The sequence below is a fragment of the Streptomyces sp. SCPE 10 genome (assembly GCF_051980735.1).
In the GTDB taxonomy this organism is placed as follows: Bacteria; Actinomycetota; Actinomycetes; order Streptomycetales; family Streptomycetaceae; genus Streptomyces; species Streptomyces misionensis.
In genome coordinates, this window is sequence record NZ_CP197069.1 from 1,671,589 (window position 1) to 1,689,310 (window position 17,722).

The window sequence follows — 17,722 nt, forward strand, 5'->3', positions numbered from 1 at the left end:
CGTCAGTCCGGCAGGGTGACGACGAAGGTCGTGGCGCCCGGTTCGCTGTCCGCCTCCACCGTCCCGCCGTGCGCCTCCACCACGGCCGCCACGATCGACAGGCCGAGGCCCGCCCCCGGCGCGGACGCGTCCGCGTGCCGGCGGTGGTCGGCGCGGGTGAAGCGTTCGAAGACCGCGGAGCGCAGTTCCTCGGGGATGCCGGGGCCGTCGTCGTGGACGCGGAGGCGGACGGCGCCGGGGCGGGGCTCCAGGGCGACCGTGACCTCGGTGCCGGCGGGCGTGTGCAGGCGCGCGTTGGCCAGCAGGTTGGCGACGACCTGGTGGAGGCGGTGCGCGTCTCCGGTGACCGTGACCGGGTCCTCGGGGAGGTCGAGGGCCCAGCGGTGACCGGGGCCGGCGGCGCGGGCGTCGGTGACCGCGTCCAGCACCAGCCGGGTCAGGTCGACCGGGCCGCGCTCCAGCGGGCGTCCCGCGTCGAGGCGGGCGAGCAGCAGCAGGTCGTCCACCATCAGGCCCATCCGGGAGGACTCCGCGGCGATCCGCTCCAGCGCCCGGGTGATCTCGGGCGGTACCGGGCCGGGGTGCAGCAGGCCCAGTTCGGCGTGGCCGCGCACCGAGGCGACCGGGGTGCGCAGCTCGTGGCTGGCGTCGGCGGCGAACCGGCGCAGCCGCTCCTGGCTCGCGTGCCGCCGGGTGAGCGCGTCCTCGACGTGGCCGAGCATGCGGTTGAGGGCGGCGGCGACCTGGCCGACCTCGCTGTGCGGGTCGGCGTCCGGGGCGCGTGGCGGCAGGGCGACCTCGCCGCTGGCCAGCGGGAGCTCGCTGACCCGGGTGGCGGTGGCGGCGACCCGGCCGAGGGGGCGCAGGGACCAGCGGACCCAGAGGGCGCCGGCCACCCCGGCCGTGGCCAGGGCGAGGCCGAAGACCACCGCGGAGACCAGTTCCAGTCGGTGGACGGTGGCCTCGACGGGCTCCAGCGGGAGGCCGGCCATCAGCACGTCGCCGTCGCGTCCCAAGGTGGCGACGACCCGGTAGTGGCCGAGGGCCGAGAGTTCGACGGTGTGCGGGCGGCCGTCGGCCGGTGTCCGGGCCAGCCGCGCGGCGTCCCCCGCGGACAGGGAGACGTTCAGGTCGGCGGAGAGGTCGCCGGAGCGGATGAGGCCCTTGTTGGTGACGGTGCCGTGCAGCAGGCGGGCGCCGAAGGTGCCGGTGGCCATCCGCCGGGTGTCGGCCTGCTCGTCGCCGTCGTGGTCGTCGGGCAGCCTGCCGCGGTGCTCCAGGCTCTCCGGGAAGCGGGTGCCGACCTGGGCGAGCTGTTCGTCCAGGCGCTGGGTGAGGAAGCCGTTCAGCTCGACCACGGCGACCACGCCGACGGCGGCGCAGCTCACCGCCAGCAGGACCACGAGGCCGAAGGTCAGGCGGGCGCGCAGGCTGCGGAAGCGGGGCAGGCGGGCGAGCAGGCCCGTGCGGTCACCGGTCTTCACCCGGTCACCGGTTTGATCACGTAGCCCGCCCCGCGCACCGTGTGGATCATGGGTGCCCGGCCCGCGTCGATCTTCTTGCGCAGGTAGGAGATGTACAGCTCGACCACGTGAGCCCGGCCGCCGAAGTCGTAGGACCAGACCCGGTCGAGGATCTGCGCCTTGCTGAGCACGCGGCGGGGGTTGCGCATCAGGAAGCGCAGCAGCTCGAACTCGGTCGGCGAGAGTTCGATCAGCTCGCCGGACCGGGTCACCTCACGGGCGTCCTCGTCCATCACCAGGTCGCCCACGACCAGTCCGGCCTCCTCCTCTTCCGGGCGGCGGGCCATCCCGGCGCGACGCAGCAGTCCGCGCAGCCGGGCCACGACCTCCTCCAGGCTGAAGGGCTTGGTGACGTAGTCGTCGCCGCCCGCCGTGAGCCCGGCGATCCGGTCCTCGACGGCGTCGCGCGCGGTGAGGAAGAGCACACACACATCGGGCTGGGACGCGTGCAGCCCGCGCAGCACCGCGAGGCCGTCCATGTCGGGCAGCATCACGTCCAGGACGACGGCGTCGGGCCGCAGCTCGCGCGCGGCGGCGAGGGCGGCGGTGCCGTCGGCGGCGGCGCGCACCTCCCAGCCCTCGTAGCGCAGGGCGCCGGTGAGCACCTCGGCGAGGTCGGGGTCGTCGTCGACGACGAGGACGCGCAGCGGGGTGCCGTCGGGACGGGTGAGGGCCGGGCGGCCGGAACGGGTCGTGTTCATCGCGCCTCCCAGCATCGCGCGTGCGCGGGGCGGCGAAGCGCCGCGCGGGCTGTGAGTTTGCTCTGAAAAGAGTCGGCGGGCCGTCGGAGTGCCTGGTCAGGGGATTGCTGAGAGAACTCTGAGACGTCTGTGAGAAAGCTCTGAAGACAGCGTCCCGGGCCCCCTTCTCAGAGGCCCCTCAGAGCTTGGACACGCACAGTGGGCGGGCCGACGGACGAAGGGACGGCCTGATGACAGCAGTGGACACGAGGCGGGCGGCACCGCCCCTGCCGGGGGCCGCGCGGCGCCGCTCCCCCGCGGGGCCGCTGCTCGCCGTGCTGTGGGCGGGCGCGGCGGCCGTGGTCGCGCTGTGGTGGGCGGACACCGCCTCGGTGGTCGGCGCGGCCGGCTGGCTCACCGGCGCCGGGCGGATCGCCGGGCTGCTGTGCGGGTACGCCTGCGCGGTGCTCGTCGGCCTGATGGCGCGGGTGCCGCTGCTGGAGAACCGGGTGGGCTCGGACCGGGTGGCGCGCTGGCACGCGATGGCCGGCCGGTACACGGTGTGCCTGCTGGTGGCGCACATCGTGCTGATCCTCGCCGGGTACGCGGCGCAGGACCGGGCGTCGCTGTGGCACGAGACGGTCACCGTGGTGCTGGACTACCCGGACATGCTGAAGGCCGGCGCGGGCACCGTGATCCTGTTCGCGGTCGGTCTCACCTCCGTGCGGGCCGCGCGCCGCCGGGTCCGGCACGAGTTCTGGTACCACGTCCACCTGCTCACGTACGCGGCCGTGTTCCTGGCCTTCTTCCACCAGGTGTCGCTGGGCGACCAGTTCAACGGCGAGCCGGTGGCCACCGCCGCCTGGTACGCGCTCTACCTCGGGGTCGCGGCGCTGGTGATCTGGTTCCGGGTCCTCGCCCCGGTGCGGCTGAACCGGCGGCACCGGCTGCGGGTGGAGTCGGTGCAGCCGGAGGCGCCCGGCGTCCACTCGGTCGTGATCCGCGGCCGGCACCTCGAGGAGCTGGGCGCGCGGCCGGGCCAGTTCTTCCGCTGGCGGTTCCTCGCCGACGGCATGGCCTGGACCTCCACGCCGTACTCCCTGTCGGCGCCGCCGCGCCCGGACCAGCTGCGCATCACGGTGAAGGCGCTCGGCGACCACAGCACGGCCGTCGCGCGGCTCAAGCCCGGCACCCGGGTGTGGGCGGAGGGCCCCTACGGCGCGCTCACCGCCGACCGGGCCGCGTCCGGACGTTCCCTGCTGATCGCGGCCGGGGTCGGCGTCACCCCGCTGCGGGCCCTGTTCGAGACGCTGCCCGGCGAGGTCACCCTGCTGTACCGGGCGCGCTCGGCGGAGGATCTGGCGCTGGGCGGCGAGCTGGAGGCGATCGCCCGGTGGCGCGGTGGCAGGGTGCTGTACGCGCTGAACGGCCCGCACGGTGAGCGGCCGCGCATCACGGCGGAGTCGCTGCGGTCGGCCGTCCCCGGGCTGCGCGGCCACAACGTCTACATCTGCGGGCCGCACGGGTTCGCGCGGGACGTCTACGAGGCCCTGCGCGCGGCCGGGGTGCGGGACCACCGCATCCATCACGAGTCCTTCGAGCTGTGAGGCGGACGCCATGCACGCGTTGAGGAAGAACCGGCCGCTGCGCCGCATCGTCCTGGCGAGCGCCACGACGGTCTCCGCCATGGTGCTGCTGCTGTCCCTGAAGCCGCACGCCGGTTCGGGGCTCGCCGTGGGCGCGTCGACGCCGGCCCCGCAGGGCGACGTCAGCCCGCCCCCCTCCTCCCCAGGGGCCTCGAAGACCGTCACCGGCCCCACCGTGCAGACCCGCTGGGGCCCGGTCCAGGTACGGGTCACCGTGCAGGGCGGCAGGCTCACCGACGTGACGGCCGTCCAGTACCCCACGGACAACCCGCACGACCGGGAGATCGACAGCTATGCGCTCCCCCAGCTGCGGCGCGAGGCGCTGGCGGCACAGAGCGCGCGGATCGACATGGTCTCGGGGGCCACGTACACCAGCACCGGCTACCGGCAGTCCCTCCAGTCCGCGCTGGACCAGGCCCATGGGTGACGCGGTGCGGCACGCGGAGGAGGTCATGGGGACCGTCTTCTCCTTCGACGTGCGCGGCGGGGACCCGAGCGCGGTGCGGGCGGCGCTCGGCGCGGCGGTGGACGGACTCCACCGGGCGGACGCCGTGTTCAGCACGTACCGCGCGGACAGCGAGGTGTCGCGGCTGGCGCGGGGCGAGCTGACCGTGGCGGAGTGCGCGCCCGAGGTGGCCGAGGTGCTGGATCTGGCGGCCGAGGCGGAGCGGGTGAGCGAGGGGTGGTTCGGCACCCGCCACCGGGGCGTGCCGGATCCCACCGGGATCGTCAAGGGCTGGGCGGCCGAGCGGGCCGCGCGGCTGCTGGCCCGGGTGCCGGGGGTGCGCGGGGTCGGCGTCAACGGCGGCGGGGACGTCCAGCTGCTGGGCGAGCCGGAGGCGGGGCGGCCCTGGCGGGTGGGCGTGGCCGATCCGCTGCGGGCCGGGGCGCTCGCCGCGGTGGTGTCGTCGGCGGGGGTGACGGAGCTGTCGGTCGCCACGTCGGGCACGGCCGAGCGGGGCGCGCACATCGTGGACCCGCGCACGGGCCTGCCCGCGGACACCGACCTGGTGTCGGCGACCGTGGTGGCACCCCGGCTGACCTGGGCGGACTGCTGGGCCACGGCCGCGTTCGCGCGGGGTTCGCGCGCGGGCCTCGCCTGGCTGGAGTCGCTGCCCGGGGTGGAGGCGCTGCTGCTCACGGCGCAGGACGAGGTGCTGCGCACCGGGGGCCTGGACCGGTATCTGGGTTGAAAAGGAAATTTCTTCCCGGAGAAGCCATCCCTCTCGCGTCCTGCGACGTATCCCCTGTGAAACGAATTCTCCGGGAGGAACCCATGGCAATCTTCAGCAGCCTCCTGCCGCTGCGTGACCACGGTGGTCACGGCGGCGGGCACGGCGGAGACCGCGGCGACCACGGTGACCGCGGCGACCACGGCGGAGACCGCGGGCACGGCGACGACCGGCACGACGACTTCGACCGTCACGACCACGGCGACCGGTACGACGACCGCTGGGGACGCTACTGACCGACCATCTCCACTGACCGACCACCTCCACACAGGCCGGACGGGCCGGGGGACGGAGGCCCCGGTCCGTCCGTCCGTACTCCGAGGAAACGCATTCCATGGCGCATGTCCTACGGCGTCTGCTGTCGGTGGGCGAGACCTCCGACACGGTCGTGGCGGCCGCGCCCGCGGTCCCCCCGCGCGAGGTGTTCCGGCGGTTCTGGCCCTACACCCGGGGCGGTCGCCGCTGGCTCGTGCCCCTTCTGCTGTTCAGCCTGGCCGGTCCGGCCGTCGACGCCGGGGAGCTGTGGCTGTTCAAGACCGTCGTGGACGAGGTGCTGGTTCCCCGGGACCTGGGACCCTTCCTGTGGATCGCCCCGGCCTACCTGGGGCTGATCGTGTGCTCGGGCGTCCTCGGATTCGCCGACCGGATGACCTCCGCCTGGGTCGGCGAACGCTTTCTGCTCTCCTTGCGCTGCGCGGTCTTCCGCCATCTCCAGGGGCTGTCCCTCGGTTTCTTCGAGCGCCGTCGGCTCGGCGACGTGCTGTCCCGGGTCACCGACGACGTGGACGCGGTCGAGACGTTCCTGCTGTCGGGCGTGGCGGACGCCCTGTACTACGTGCTCCAACTGGCTGTGTTCCTGGGCCTGTTGTTCTATCTGAGCTGGGACCTGACCCTGCTCGCGCTGGTCATCGTGCCGCTGTTCTGGTCCGCCGCCCGGCACTTCGCGCGGCTGAGCAAGGAGGCGTCGCGGGAGACCAGACGGCGCGGCGGCTCGCTCAGCGCGATCGCCGAGGAGGTGCTCGGCAACGTCGCGCTGGTGCAGGCGTACAACCGGCAGGGCTGGGAGGCGCACCGCTTCGAGCGGGAGGGCTCGGGCCGGCTGCGGGCGGTGCTCGCCTCGACCCGCATCCGGGCGGTCTACGCCCCGATCGTCGAGGTCATCGAGGTGGCTGGGGTGCTCGCGGTCCTCGGCCTCGGCACCTGGCAGCTGGCCCAGGGGCGGCTCACCCTGGGCGGTCTGCTGGTCTTCCTCGCCCTGATCGGCAAGATGTACGGCCCGGTGCGCGGGCTGTCCGGGCTCGCCACCACCTTCTACACGGCCGCCGCCTCGGCCGAGCGGATCATCGAGCTGCTGGACCAGCGCCCCCAGGTCACCGAGCGGGCGGACGCCCGCCCGATCGGCCGGGCGCACGGCTCGGTGGAGTTCGACCGCGTCTGGTTCCGCTACCCCGGCAGCACGCCCTGGGCCCTCGCGGACGTCTCCTTCCGGGTGGCGCCCGGCGAGACGCTGGCGCTGGTCGGGGCGAGCGGCGCCGGCAAGTCCACCGTGGCCCGGCTCCAGCTGCGCTTCTACGACCCCGACCGGGGCGCGGTCCGGCTCGACGGCACCGATCTGCGGGAGCTGCGCCTGGCCGACGTGCGCGAGAGCGTCGCGGTGGTGCTCCAGGAGACCCTGGTCTTCCACGGCACCGTGCGGGAGAACATCGCCTACGGCCGCCCCGGCGCGTCCGAGGCGCAGATCGTGGCGGCGGCGCGCGCGGCGGACGCGCACGAGTTCGTCGAGCGGCTCCCGGACGGGTACGACACGCTCGTCGGACAGCGCGGGCGCACCCTGTCCGGCGGCCAGAGCCAGCGGCTGGCCATCGCCCGCGCGATGATCAGGGACGCGCCCGTGCTGCTGCTGGACGAGCCGACCACCGGGCTCGACGCGGGCTCGGGCCGGCGGATCATGGAACCGCTGCGCCGGCTGATGGCCGGGCGGACCACCGTCGTCATCTCGCACAATCTGCTCACCGTCCGGGACGCCACCCGGATCGTGGTGCTGGACGGGGGCCGGGTCGTCGAGGACGGCGCGCACGCCGAGCTGCTGGCCCGCGACGGCACGTACGCCCGGCTGCACCGGCTGAACACCGGCCAGGTGGCGTCCTGACGGCTCAGGTCTCCCGGGACAGCACGTGCGCGGTCTGCAGCTTGGCGTGGGCGAGGACGGTGCCGTCGGCCGCGGTCAGCCGGGCGCCGGAGACGGAGTCCGGGTCGACGGGCGCCGTGGCCCCCCAGTATCCGTGCCCGTCGCGCACGGTGAAGTGGCCGACGTGCACGGTGGTGCCGTTCGAGCGCTCCAGCACACAGGAGACCCGGCCGGTGTACGCGCCGCCGTGGCCGGCGAGTTCGACGGTCATGAAGATCCAGCCGGGGTTGCCGGGACTGGCGTACACCTCGCCGACCGGCCGGCCGCGGGCCGCGGCGGAGGTCATGTCGCCGACCAGTATCGGCTCGGACTGCATGGTGCGCGGGGGCGTGGCGGTGACCTGCTCGACCGCGGTGCCGATGCCCCAGCCGGCGAACCCGGCGACCACCGCGAGGGCGGCCGCGGCCGCCCCGAGCCGCACCCGGGTCCGCCGCGCCCGCTCGCGCAGCGCCGCGAACGCGACCCCCGCGCCGTGCCCGGACGCGTGCCGCTGCGCCGTCGCCTGCCGCGCCAGGCTGCGCGCCACCCGGGTCTCGAAGCCGAGGGGCGGCTCCTGGCAGGGCAGCAGGCCGATCAGCCGGTCGCCGACCAGGGTCAGCTGACGGACGAACTCCCGGCAGTCCGCGCACTCGTCCACATGGGCGAGGGCCTCGGCGCGCTCCCGCCCGGGCAGCACGCCCAGCGCCAGTTCGGCCCCGAGCTCGCGCAGCTTCTCGCAGTTCGCGTCACTGGACATGGTCGCCCCGTTCCGGAGCCGACAGTGTGGTGCGCAGTTTGCCCATCGCCGCCCTGATCCGGGTCTTGGCGGTGCCGAGCGGGATCTGTTCCGCGTCGGCGACCTGCTGGGCCGTCATCCCGTAGACGCCCGCCATCATCAGGGCCCGCGCCTGCTCCCGGGGCAGCCGGCCCACCGCGGCCCGCAGCCGGGCGGAGGCCTCGTCGGCCAGCGCCCACCGCTCCGGGGTGTCGGTGACCGTGCCGAGGAGGGCGTCGAGGTCCTCGGGTGCCACCGGCTCCGTGCGCCGGGCGCGTACGGCGTCGATGGCGAGGTTGTGCGCGATGGTGGTCAGCCAGGTGGTGACCGAACCACGGCGCGAATCGTAGATCTGCGCGTGCCGCCACGCGCGTTCGAACGTCTGCTGGGCGACGTCCTCGGCGAGCTGCTGGTCCCCGGTGACCGCCATGGCCACACCGAAGACCCGGTGCTGGAAACGCCGCACGAAGACGATCGCCAGCTCCTGGTCTCCGGTGGCCAGCCCGGACAGCAGAGCTTCGTCCGGGAGGCGCCCCACGGGGAACCGCAAACTCGACACACCCTTTGATACGACCGACGGCCGCCGGGGGATTGCCCGTCCCCCGGCCCGGCCGTCGCGGAGGATCACACGCCCATTCTCCGCCGGGGGGGCCGCGCCCCGCATGCCGGTCAGTGCCCGTTCTGGGCGAGCTTGAGCAGGTGGTCCGCCAGGGCCTGGCCGCCGGTGGGGTTCCGGCTGATCAGCAGCAGGGTGTCGTCGCCCGCGATGGTGCCGAGGATGTCGTGCAGCTCGGCCTGGTCGATGGCCGAGGCGAGGAACTGGGCGGCCCCGGGCGGGGTGCGCAGCACCACCAGGTTGGCCGAGGCCTCGGCGGAGATCAGCAGCTCCTGGGACAGGCGCCGCATCCGCTCCTCCTTGGCGGACTCGCCGAGCGGGGCGCGCGGGGTGCGGAAGCCGCCCTCGCTGGGCACCGCGTAGATGAGGTCGCCGTCGTTGTTGCGGATCTTGACCGCGTTCAGTTCGTCGAGGTCCCGGCTCAGCGTCGCCTGGGTGACGCTGAGCCCGTCGTCGGAGAGCAGCTTGGCCAGCTGGCTCTGCGAGCGCACCGGCTCCCGGTTGAGGATGTCCACGATCCGGCGGTGGCGTGCGGTGCGCGTCTGCGGCACGGCGGGCCCGGCACCTGTCTGCTCGCGGTCCTGCGCCTGGCTCATCGTCGTCTCATTCTCCGGATCGTCCGTCCCCGCCTGCGTCGAGGATGCCGGGCAGCGCCTGGAGCAAGGCACCCGCCTCGTCGTCGCGCAGGTTCAGCGGGGGCATGAGCCGCACGACGTCGGGGGCGGGGGCGTTCACCAGGAACCCGGCCTCCTGGGCCGCCTGCTGCACCTCGTGCGCGCGCGGCCCGGTGAGCACGATACCCAGGAGCAGGCCCGCGCCCCGGACGTGGTCGACCAGCGGGTGGCCCAGCGCCTCGATCCCGGTGCGCAGCCGCTCGCCCTGCCGCTTGACGTTCTCCAGCAGTTCCTCGCCCTCGATGGTGTCGAGGACGGCGAGCCCGGCGGCGCAGGCGACCGGGTTGCCGCCGAAGGTGGTGCCGTGCTGCCCCGGCTTGAGCAGTTCGGCGGCGCGGCCGAAGGCGACGGTGGCGCCGAGCGGCAGGCCGCCGCCGAGCTGCTTGGCGAGGGTGACCACGTCGGGCAGCACGCCCTCGTGGGCCTGGTAGGCGAACCAGGTGCCGGTGCGGCCGACGCCGGTCTGCACCTCGTCCAGGACCAGCAGGGCGCCGGTGGCGGCGGTGATGGCGCGGGCGGCCTTCAGATAGCCGGGCGGCGGTACGACGACGCCGTTCTCGCCCTGGATCGGCTCGATGATCACCAGGGCCGTCTCCTCGGTGACGGCGGCGGCCAGCGCCTGGGCGTCGCCGTAGGGGACGTGGGTGACGTCGCCGGGCAGCGGGCGGAACGGGTCCTGCTTGCCGGGCTGCCCGGTGAGCGCGAGGGCGCCCATCGTACGGCCGTGGAAGCCGCCCTCGGTGGCGACGACGTGCGTCCGCCCGGTGAGCCGGCCGATCTTGAAGGCGGCCTCGTTGGCCTCGGCGCCGGAGTTGCAGAAGAAGACCCGGCCGTCGCGGCCGAAGAGCTGGAGCAGCCGTTCGGCGAGGGCGACGGTCGGCTCGGCCATGAAGAGGTTGGAGACGTGGCCGAGGGAGCCGATCTGCCGGGTGACGGCCTCGACGATCGCCGGGTGGGCGTGGCCGAGGGCGTTGGTGGCGATGCCGCCGACGAAGTCGGTGTAGGCGCGGCCCTCGGCGTCCCACAGGGTGGCGCCCGCGCCGCGCACGAGGGGGAGGCGCGGGGTGCCGTAGTTGTTCATGAGCGCGCTCTGCCAGCGCTGGGTCAGTTCCTGGTTGCCCGTCACGGCGTGTCCTTTTCGGGCTCGTCGGGCACGACCATGGTGCCGATGCCCTCGTCGGTGAAGATCTCCAGCAGGATGGAGTGCTGGACCCGGCCGTCGATGACGCGGGCGGTGTGCACGCCGTTGCGGACGGCGTACAGGCAGCCCTGCATCTTGGGCACCATGCCGGAGCTCAACTCCGGGATCAGCTTCTCCAGTTGGCTCGCGGTGAGGCGGCTGATCACCTCGTCGGAGTGCGGCCAGTCCTCGTAGAGGCCCTCGACGTCGGTGAGGACCATGAGGGTTTCGGCGTCCAGTGCCGCAGCGAGTGCCGCAGCCGCCGTATCAGCATTGACGTTGTAGACATGACCGTCGTCCTGACTGCGGGCGATGGAGGAGACGACCGGGATGCGGCCGTCGGCGAGCAGGGCCTCGATGGCGCCGGTGTCGATCGCGGTGATCTCGCCGACCCGGCCGATGTCCACCGACTCGCCGTCGATCAGCGGGAGATGCTTGACGGCGGTGATGGTGTGGGCGTCCTCGCCGGTGAGGCCGACGGCGAGCGGGCCGTGCTGGTTGAGCAGGCCGACCAGCTCGCGCTGCACCTGTCCGGCGAGCACCATCCGTACGACGTCCATGGCCTCCTCGGTGGTGACCCGCAGGCCGGCCTTGAACTCGCTGACGATGCCGTGCCGGTCCAGGGCGGCGCTGATCTGGGGGCCGCCGCCGTGCACCACGACCGGCTTGAGCCCGGCGTGCCGCAGGAAGACGACGTCCTGGGCGAAGGCGGCCTTCAGCTCCTGGTCCACCATGGCGTTGCCGCCGAACTTGATGACGACGACCTTGCCGTGGTGCCGGGTCAGCCAGGGCAGCGCCTCGATGAGGATCTTGGCCTTGGGCAGTGCCGTGTGCTTGCGCGTCGTGGTCATGAGGAGTAGGCGCTGTTCTCGTGGACGTAGTCGGCGGTCAGGTCGTTGGTCCAGATCGTCGCGGTCTCGGTGCCGGCCGCGAGGTCGGCGACGATGTGCACCTCGCGGTAGCGCATGTCGACCAGGTCGCGGTCCTCGCCGACCGAGCCGTTCCTGCACACCCAGACGCCGTTGATGGCGACGCCCAGCCGGTCCGGCTCGAAGACGGCGCCGGTGGTGCCGATCGCGGACAGGACGCGGCCCCAGTTGGGGTCCTCGCCGTGGATGGCGCACTTGAGGAGGTTGTTGCGGGCGATGGAGCGGCCCACCTCGACGGCGTCCGCCTCGCTCGCCGCGTTGACCACCTCGACCTTGATGTCCTTGCTGGCGCCCTCGGCGTCGCCGATGAGCTGGCGGCCGAGGTCGGCGCAGACCTGCCGCACGGCGTCCGCGAAGGTGTCGTAGTCGGGGGTGGTGCCCGAGGCGCCGGAGGACAGCAGCAGCACGGTGTCGTTGGTGGACATGCAGCCGTCGGAGTCGACGCGGTCGAAGGTGACCCTGGTGGCGGCGCGCAGGGCCTTGTCCAGGGTGGCGTCGTCCACGTCGGCGTCGGTGGTGATCACGACCAGCATGGTGGCGAGGCCCGGGGCGAGCATGCCCGCGCCCTTGGCCATCCCGCCGACCGTCCAGCCGTCCTGGGTGACGACCGACGTCTTGTGCACGGTGTCGGTGGTCTTGATGGCGATGGCGGCCTTCTCGCCGCCGTGCTCGGACAGCTGGGCGGCGGCGGTCTCGATGCCCGGGAGCACCTTGTCCATGGGCAGCAGGGTGCCGATCAGGCCGGTGGAGCAGACGGCGACCTCGATGGCGCCGCGGCCCAGGACCTCGCCCGCCTTCTCGGCGGTGGCGTGGGTGTCCTGGAAGCCCTTGGGGCCCGTACAGGCGTTGGCGCCGCCGGAGTTGAGGACCACGGCGGAGACCTGGCCGCTCTTCATGACCTGCTCGGACCACAGCACCGGCGCGGCCTTGACGCGGTTGGCGGTGAAGACGGCCGCGGCGGCACGGCGGGGCCCGTCGTTGACCACGAGGGCCAGGTCGGGGTTGCCGTTCTGCTTGATCCCGGCGGCGATGCCCGCCGCCCGGAATCCCTTGGCTGCCGTGACGCTCACGGTGCGACTCCGATCGTGGAAAGCCCGGTGGTCTCGTCGAGACCCAGGGCGAGGTTCATGCTCTGGACGGCACCGCCCGCGGTGCCCTTGGTCAGGTTGTCGATGGCGCTGATCGCGATGATGCGGCCCGCCGCCGCGTCGTGGGCGACCTGCACCTGAACGGCGTTGGAACCGTGCACGGCGCCCGTGGAGGGCCACTGGCCCGGGGGCAGCAGGTGCACGAAGGGCTCGTCGGCGTAGGCCTTCTCGTAGGCGGCGCGCACCGACTCCGCGGTCGCCCCGGGCGCGGCCTTGGCGCTGCACGTGGCGAGGATGCCGCGGGGCATCGGGGCGAGGGTCGGGGTGAAGGAGACGGTGATCCGCTCCCCCGCGACCGCGCTGAGGTTCTGGATCATCTCGGGGGTGTGCCGGTGGCCGCCGCCCACGCCGTACGGCGACATGGAGCCCATGACCTCGCTGCCCAGCAGGTGCGGCTTGGGCGCCTTGCCCGCGCCGGAGGTGCCGGAGGCGGCGACGATCACGGCCTCGGGCTCGGCGAGCCGCGCCGCGTAGGCGGGGTAGAGGGCGAGGGTCGCCGCGGTGGGGTAGCAGCCGGGTACGGCGATGCGCTGGGAGCCGGTGAGCGCGGCGCGGGCGCCGGGCAGCTCGGGGAGGCCGTAGGGCCAGGTGCCGGCGTGCGGGGAGCCGTAGAACTTCTCCCAGTCGGCCGCGTCCCGGAGCCGGAAGTCGGCGCCCATGTCGATCACGAGCACGTCCGGGCCGAGCTGTTCGGCGACGGCGGCGGACTGCCCGTGCGGCAGCGCGAGGAACACCACGTCGTGCCCGGCGAGCGCCTCGGCCGTGGTCTCCTTGAGCACCCGGTCCGCCAAGGGCCACAGGTGCGGCTGGAGTCCGCCGAGCCGCTGCCCCGCGTTGGAGTTCCCGGTCAGCGCCCCGACCTCGATCTCGGGGTGCGCGAGCAGCAGCCGCAGAACCTCGCCACCCGCGTACCCGCTCGCCCCGGCAACCGCCGCACGTACCGCCATGTCCGTCCTCCTCTGGATGGCATGACTATACGCAGCAATGCACGTTTATGCAATGGTCATGCGGCGGGGCCGGGGCCCGGGCCGCCGCCCCGGGGCATCGAGCCGGCCCGTCAGCCGTCGACCGTTCGGACCTTCGCGCCCGGCAGCATGATCCACCGCGACACCACGAAGGTGATCGGGATGGCCGCCGCCGAGGCCAGCAGCGGGGCGAACCGGCTGCCCGCGTGCAGGACGTCCACGATCACGTACACGCCCGCCGTGGTGATGACGAAATTGGCGGCGTTCGTCAGCGGGAACAGCAGGAATTTCCGCCAGGTCGGGCGAATGCGGTAGGTGAAGCGCGCATTGAGGAAAAAGGAGCCGACCATGCTCAGCGCGAATGCCAGGACGTGCGCGGCGAGATAGGGAAGCCAGGTGAGGAAGAGCAGGTAAAGACCGTAGTAGACGGCCGTGTTGAGCACGCCGACCACGGCGAAGGTGACGATCTGCCGAGCTATCAAGGGATGAGGTCTTTCGTCCGTTCCACGTTGGTCGCCTTCACCAGGAAGTGCGGGCGGCCCTTCACCTCGTAGTAGATGCGTCCGGTGTACTCCCCGATCACTCCCAGCATGACCATCTGCACCCCGGCGAGGGCGGTGACGGCGGTGATGATGGTCACATAGCCGGGCGTCTGCACCCCGTGCACCAGCGCGGCGCCCACGATCCACGCCGTGTAGAGGCCGGCGCACAGCAGCAGGCCCATGCCGAGCCAGAGGGCGGCGCGCAGCGGCCGGTTGTTGAAGGAAAGCACGCCGTCCAGGCCGTAGTTGAGCAGTCCGCGCAGGTTCCAGGAGCTGCGCCCGGCCTCGCGCGCGGCGTTCTCGTACTCGAAGGTGGTGCTGGGGAAGCCCACCCAGGCGAACAGGCCCTTGGAGAAGCGGTTGTACTCGGTCAGCGCCAGCACCGCGTCCACCACCCGGCGCGACAGCAGCCTGAAGTCCCCTACGCCGTCGCGGAGTTCGACGTCGATCAGCCGGTTGACGAGGCGGTAGTACAGGCGCGCGGTCAGGGTGCGGGTGAAGCGGTCGCCGGTGCGGGTGCGGCGGGCGATGACCTGGTCGTGGCCCTGTTCGCGCAGCCGCACCATGCGTGCGATCAGCTCCGGCGGGTGCTGGAGGTCGGCGTCCATGACGACGACCGAGTCCCCGGAGGCGTGCCGCAGTCCGGCGAGCAGGGCCGCCTCCTTGCCGAAGTTGCGGCTGAAGGAGACGTAGCGCACGCGCGCGTCGCGGGCGGCGAGCCCTTCGAGGAGGGCGAGGGTGCGGTCGCGGCTGCCGTCGTCCACGTACACGAACTCCATGTCGTGGCCGAGCGGCAGGAGTTCGTCGGCGACCCGCTGCACCGCCTCGTGGAAGCGGTCCAGGACGTCTTCCTCGTTGTAGCAGGGCGCGACGATCGATATCAGCATGGTGGTTCCCCCAGGGTCGCGGTCAGTGCGCGGCCGTCGCGCGCTCGCGCGGTGCCGGTGGTGTGGTCGGGGCGGGCGCCGAGGTGTGCCGGCGGCGGACGGCGGCGCCCGCGGTGAGCAGGAGCAGGACCGTGAGCGAGACGAGCCCGACGGTCGTGCCCAGCCGCAGGCCGGGCGGGTGGAAGGTGCAGGTCAGGCTGGTCTGGCCGGCGTCCAGGGGGACGGCGATCAGACCGTGGTACTGGCGGGCGGGGCGGGCCGGGCCGTCGCCCGCGGCGCACCGCCAGCCGGCGATGCGGGGCGCGGCGACGACGGCGAGTCCCTTGCTGCCGGGCGGCAGTTGGGCGTGCAGGGTGCCGTCCGAGACGGTGACCGCGGTGGCGCCGGTGGCCGTGAGGCGGGCGGCGGCACTGCCCAGCCGGGCGGTGTCCAGGCAGCCGACGGCGCCCGGCGGGATGCGGCCGGGCCGGTCGGGGACCAGCTCGATCCGCACCCGCCCGGAGGCCGGGGTCCGGCCCAGCGGCTCCATCGCGGCCAGGCTGCGCCCGCTCACCGACCGGAACACGGCGGTGTCCGTGCTGGTGGCGAGCCGGGCGGTGCCGGAGAAGTGCGGCGCCCACAGGTTCACCTGGGTGCCGGGCGGGCAGCTCGCGGTGATCGCCGGCCGGGTCCGCGCGGTGCCCGAGCCGACCCGGCGGGCGGGCAGCGGGGCCCCGGCGTCGTCGTGCACGGTGAGGGCGGGCACGGTGTAGACGCGGCTGCCGAGCAGCAGTTCCTGGTTGCGGTACGGGGACGCGCCGAAGGGTGTGGTGCCGGGGCCGGGCCGCACGGTGACCAGGGGCGGCACCTCCCGCCGGGTGACGGTGGGCGGGGCGGTGTCGGCGGGCCGGTGGGTCTGGTGCGGGTCGGGCGGGCTGTGCACCCGGGCGCCGACGGAGAAGAGCACGTCGGTGACGGCGTTGTCGAGGCTCTGCACGCCCCGGCCGCGCGAGGTCCAGCCGCCGCCCAGCGCGGTGAGGGTGCGGGAGAGGACGTCGGAGGTCAGGCTGCTGTAGTAGGCGGCGCCCTGGCCGCCCACCAGCATCGGGTCGTTGGCGACGGTCTGTTCGCGGCCGGGTTCGGTGCGGCGGCGGGGCCAGTCGTCGGCTCCGGCGATCGCCGCCGCCTGCCGCTGCTGCCGCTGGCCGAAGGGGGCGTAGTCGTCCAGGTGCTTGAGGCGCAGCCCGCTCGCGACGGCGGAGGTGGCGGCGGTCTCGCCCAGCTGCGCGCCGAGGAGGACGAGGACGGCGAGGGCGGCGAGCCGGCCGTGCCGCCCGGCGCCGCGCAGCAGGAGGAGCCCGGTGAGCGTCCCGCCGGCGGCGAGCAGCAGGAGGGGCCAGGTGTGCGCGTGGAGCACGTCGCTGCGGCGCGCGGCCACGGCGCCGAGGGCGAGCAGCGCGGTGGCGGCGCCGAGCGCGGCCGGTTCGGGCGGGCCGTACGACAGGGCGTGCCAGGCGGCGATGACGAGCAGCCCGGCCAGCACGAAGGTCTGCCGGTAGGAGCTGCCCTGCGGGGTGGCGAAGGCGTGCCAGGCGAGGCTGGTGGGCGCCCATTGCAGGGAGAGGGTCACCGCGAGCACCAGCACGGTCCAGGCCGCCCGGACGCGGCCCGGGACGGCCCGGTGGAAGGGCAGGGCGAGGGCGAGCAGCAGGGCGGTGGTGCCGACGTAGAGCGCCGGGGAGCCCCAGCCGTACGTCCCCGGCAGCAGCCGGGCGACCAGGTCCTCGGCCGGCACCGGGTCGAACGGCCGGACCCGGCCCGGGTAGGCGTGCCTGGTGCCGAGGTAGACGACCGCCACCAGGGGGGCGGCGAGGCCCGTGCCGAGGACGGCGGTGAGCACGGCGCGGCCGGCGGCGGCGAGGGCCTGCCGGCGCGTCGGCCCGGTGAGCGACAGCCGTGCCAGCAGCACCAGCGCGGCCCCGAGGGTGGCCATGTAGGCGGTGTAGAAGTCGGCGCTCCACACGAGCGCGACGAGCAGCACCCCGAGGACGCGGCGCCGCCCGGCCAGGGCCCATTCGCCGACCAGGCACAGCAGCGGCAGCGCGATCAGCCCGTCGAGCCACATCGGGTTGTAGTCGGCGTCCGCCAGCGTCCAGCCGCACAGCGCGTACGACGCCCCGAGCAGCCCCGCCGCCCACCAGCGGCCGGGGCGCAGCGCGAGCAGCAGGCAGGCCATGACGGCGGCCGCGCAGGCGATCTTCAAGACGGTGATCACGTACACCGCGAGGTCGATCTGGTCCCGGGGGAAGAGCGCGACGAGCGGCGCGAACGGGCTGGCGAGGTAGGTGCCGAAGTCGGGCAGGAAGCTGGATCCGTACCCGGACTGCCAGTTGACCAGCAGTCCGCCGTCGGCCCTGCCATGTAGCAGGTCCCAGAGGTGGGCGTGCAGCGGTACGTACTGGTTGCCCAGGTCGTTGACGCTGCGGGTGCGGGGGCCGAACGGGTAGCCGCCGGCCAGCGCGTCGCCGGCGCACAGCGCCACGCAGGCGACGAGGGCGGCCAGCGATGCGGCGGCCGGGCGCCCCGCGCCCCGCTCGCTCCGACGAACCATTTCTCGGCAGCTCCCCACGAATTCGCTTTGGATTTCGTCGGGTTAGACGAGGCTGCTTTCTCTTCGGTTGTATCCGCATCGCACATTGATGCGTTTTTCTACGGCCCCGGGCCGAAAATCATCGATTTCATGTCCACCTGGGAAACCGAAGCTTTCCGGTACGTTATT

General features: G+C 73.7%; 17 protein-coding genes. 5 read left to right on the forward strand and 12 right to left on the reverse strand.

What is annotated here, in order from left to right:
• Positions 1-2 precede the first annotated feature (2 nt).
• Both ACSP97_RS07850 and ACSP97_RS07855 read right to left on the reverse strand, forming a co-directional pair.
• Positions 3-1,484: a sensor histidine kinase gene (locus ACSP97_RS07850; RefSeq protein ID WP_355525381.1), complete on the reverse strand. Its 1,482-nt coding sequence runs from the start codon at positions 1,482-1,484 to the stop codon at positions 3-5.
• Entirely contained in the window at positions 1,481-2,224 is a 744-nt protein-coding gene (locus ACSP97_RS07855) for a response regulator transcription factor (protein WP_355149866.1), read from the reverse strand. Before ACSP97_RS07855 ends, ACSP97_RS07850 begins: the two co-directional genes overlap by 4 nt.
• Before the next feature lie 230 nt (positions 2,225-2,454).
• Here ACSP97_RS07855 and ACSP97_RS07860 point away from each other — a divergent pair, with 230 nt between their 5' ends.
• The 5 genes from ACSP97_RS07860 (at position 2,455) to ACSP97_RS07880 (ending at position 7,230) form a co-directional block, all read left to right on the forward strand.
• Positions 2,455-3,810 carry a ferredoxin reductase family protein gene (locus ACSP97_RS07860; protein ID WP_440556892.1) on the forward strand — a complete coding sequence of 452 codons (1,356 nt, stop codon included), beginning with the start codon at positions 2,455-2,457 and terminating at the stop codon, positions 3,808-3,810.
• 10 nt (positions 3,811-3,820) lie between these two features.
• Positions 3,821-4,276 (forward strand): FMN-binding protein, encoded by a 456-nt coding sequence (locus tag ACSP97_RS07865; protein WP_382009276.1) that lies wholly within the window; start codon positions 3,821-3,823, stop codon positions 4,274-4,276.
• A gap of 25 nt (positions 4,277-4,301) precedes the next feature.
• The gene (locus tag ACSP97_RS07870; RefSeq protein ID WP_440558377.1) at positions 4,302-5,042 is read left to right on the forward strand and encodes an FAD:protein FMN transferase; all 741 of its coding nucleotides are present in this window, start codon (positions 4,302-4,304) and stop codon (positions 5,040-5,042) included.
• Between the two features lie 83 nt (positions 5,043-5,125).
• Positions 5,126-5,317: a hypothetical protein gene (locus ACSP97_RS07875; RefSeq protein ID WP_355149860.1), complete on the forward strand. Its 192-nt coding sequence runs from the start codon at positions 5,126-5,128 to the stop codon at positions 5,315-5,317.
• 98 nt (positions 5,318-5,415) lie between these two features.
• On the forward strand, positions 5,416-7,230 hold the full coding sequence (locus ACSP97_RS07880; RefSeq protein WP_355149858.1) for an ABC transporter ATP-binding protein: 1,815 nt from the start codon (positions 5,416-5,418) through the stop codon (positions 7,228-7,230).
• 4 nt (positions 7,231-7,234) lie between these two features.
• On the opposite strand, the gene ACSP97_RS07885 is transcribed toward ACSP97_RS07880, so the two are convergent.
• The 10 genes from ACSP97_RS07885 to ACSP97_RS07930 form a co-directional block, all read right to left on the reverse strand.
• Positions 7,235-8,005: a zf-HC2 domain-containing protein gene (locus tag ACSP97_RS07885; protein ID WP_355149856.1), complete on the reverse strand. Its 771-nt coding sequence runs from the start codon at positions 8,003-8,005 to the stop codon at positions 7,235-7,237.
• The gene (locus ACSP97_RS07890; protein ID WP_355149854.1) at positions 7,995-8,582 is read right to left on the reverse strand and encodes an RNA polymerase sigma factor; all 588 of its coding nucleotides are present in this window, start codon (positions 8,580-8,582) and stop codon (positions 7,995-7,997) included. The genes ACSP97_RS07885 and ACSP97_RS07890 overlap by 11 nt, the downstream gene beginning before the upstream one ends.
• 110 nt (positions 8,583-8,692) lie before the next feature.
• Complete coding sequence (locus tag ACSP97_RS07895) at positions 8,693-9,235, reverse strand: arginine repressor (protein WP_070030153.1); 543 nt, start codon at positions 9,233-9,235, stop codon at positions 8,693-8,695.
• A 7-nt stretch (positions 9,236-9,242) separates the two neighbouring features.
• A complete protein-coding gene (locus tag ACSP97_RS07900; protein ID WP_440558379.1) occupies positions 9,243-10,394 on the reverse strand; it encodes an acetylornithine transaminase in 1,152 nt (383 codons plus the stop codon).
• A 41-nt stretch (positions 10,395-10,435) separates the two neighbouring features.
• Entirely contained in the window at positions 10,436-11,344 is a 909-nt protein-coding gene (gene argB, locus ACSP97_RS07905; protein WP_391870927.1) for an acetylglutamate kinase, read from the reverse strand.
• Positions 11,341-12,492: a bifunctional glutamate N-acetyltransferase/amino-acid acetyltransferase ArgJ gene (gene argJ / locus ACSP97_RS07910; protein WP_355328331.1), complete on the reverse strand. Its 1,152-nt coding sequence runs from the start codon at positions 12,490-12,492 to the stop codon at positions 11,341-11,343. The genes argB and argJ overlap by 4 nt, the downstream gene beginning before the upstream one ends.
• The gene (gene argC / locus ACSP97_RS07915; RefSeq protein WP_355149844.1) at positions 12,489-13,517 is read right to left on the reverse strand and encodes an N-acetyl-gamma-glutamyl-phosphate reductase; all 1,029 of its coding nucleotides are present in this window, start codon (positions 13,515-13,517) and stop codon (positions 12,489-12,491) included. Before argC ends, argJ begins: the two co-directional genes overlap by 4 nt.
• Before the next feature lie 110 nt (positions 13,518-13,627).
• Positions 13,628-14,017, reverse strand: coding sequence for a GtrA family protein (locus ACSP97_RS07920; RefSeq protein ID WP_355328329.1), 390 nt, complete (start codon positions 14,015-14,017; stop codon positions 13,628-13,630).
• Entirely contained in the window at positions 14,014-14,964 is a 951-nt protein-coding gene (locus ACSP97_RS07925) for a glycosyltransferase family 2 protein (RefSeq protein ID WP_180331868.1), read from the reverse strand. Before ACSP97_RS07925 ends, ACSP97_RS07920 begins: the two co-directional genes overlap by 4 nt.
• Before the next feature lie 22 nt (positions 14,965-14,986).
• Positions 14,987-17,554: a YfhO family protein gene (locus ACSP97_RS07930; protein ID WP_440556897.1), complete on the reverse strand. Its 2,568-nt coding sequence runs from the start codon at positions 17,552-17,554 to the stop codon at positions 14,987-14,989.
• Positions 17,555-17,722 lie beyond the last annotated feature (168 nt).

Excerpts from the sequence above, each read along its gene's own strand:
- ACSP97_RS07855 (WP_355149866.1), bottom strand. The coding sequence starts at position 2,224 with ATGAACACGACCCGTTCCGGCCGCCCGGCCCTCACCCGTCCCGACGGC.
- ACSP97_RS07860 (WP_440556892.1), top strand. The coding sequence starts at position 2,455 with ATGACAGCAGTGGACACGAGGCGGGCGGCACCGCCCCTGCCGGGGGCC.
- ACSP97_RS07865 (WP_382009276.1), top strand. The coding sequence starts at position 3,821 with ATGCACGCGTTGAGGAAGAACCGGCCGCTGCGCCGCATCGTCCTGGCG.
- ACSP97_RS07870 (WP_440558377.1), top strand. The coding sequence starts at position 4,302 with ATGGGGACCGTCTTCTCCTTCGACGTGCGCGGCGGGGACCCGAGCGCG.
- ACSP97_RS07875 (WP_355149860.1), top strand. The coding sequence starts at position 5,126 with ATGGCAATCTTCAGCAGCCTCCTGCCGCTGCGTGACCACGGTGGTCAC.
- ACSP97_RS07880 (WP_355149858.1), top strand. The coding sequence starts at position 5,416 with ATGGCGCATGTCCTACGGCGTCTGCTGTCGGTGGGCGAGACCTCCGAC.
- ACSP97_RS07885 (WP_355149856.1), bottom strand. The coding sequence starts at position 8,005 with ATGTCCAGTGACGCGAACTGCGAGAAGCTGCGCGAGCTCGGGGCCGAA.
- ACSP97_RS07895 (WP_070030153.1), bottom strand. The coding sequence starts at position 9,235 with ATGAGCCAGGCGCAGGACCGCGAGCAGACAGGTGCCGGGCCCGCCGTG.
- ACSP97_RS07900 (WP_440558379.1), bottom strand. The coding sequence starts at position 10,394 with ATGAACAACTACGGCACCCCGCGCCTCCCCCTCGTGCGCGGCGCGGGC.
- argB (WP_391870927.1), bottom strand. The coding sequence starts at position 11,344 with ATGACCACGACGCGCAAGCACACGGCACTGCCCAAGGCCAAGATCCTC.
- argC (WP_355149844.1), bottom strand. The coding sequence starts at position 13,517 with ATGGCGGTACGTGCGGCGGTTGCCGGGGCGAGCGGGTACGCGGGTGGC.
- ACSP97_RS07925 (WP_180331868.1), bottom strand. The coding sequence starts at position 14,964 with ATGCTGATATCGATCGTCGCGCCCTGCTACAACGAGGAAGACGTCCTG.
- ACSP97_RS07930 (WP_440556897.1), bottom strand. The coding sequence starts at position 17,554 with ATGGTTCGTCGGAGCGAGCGGGGCGCGGGGCGCCCGGCCGCCGCATCG.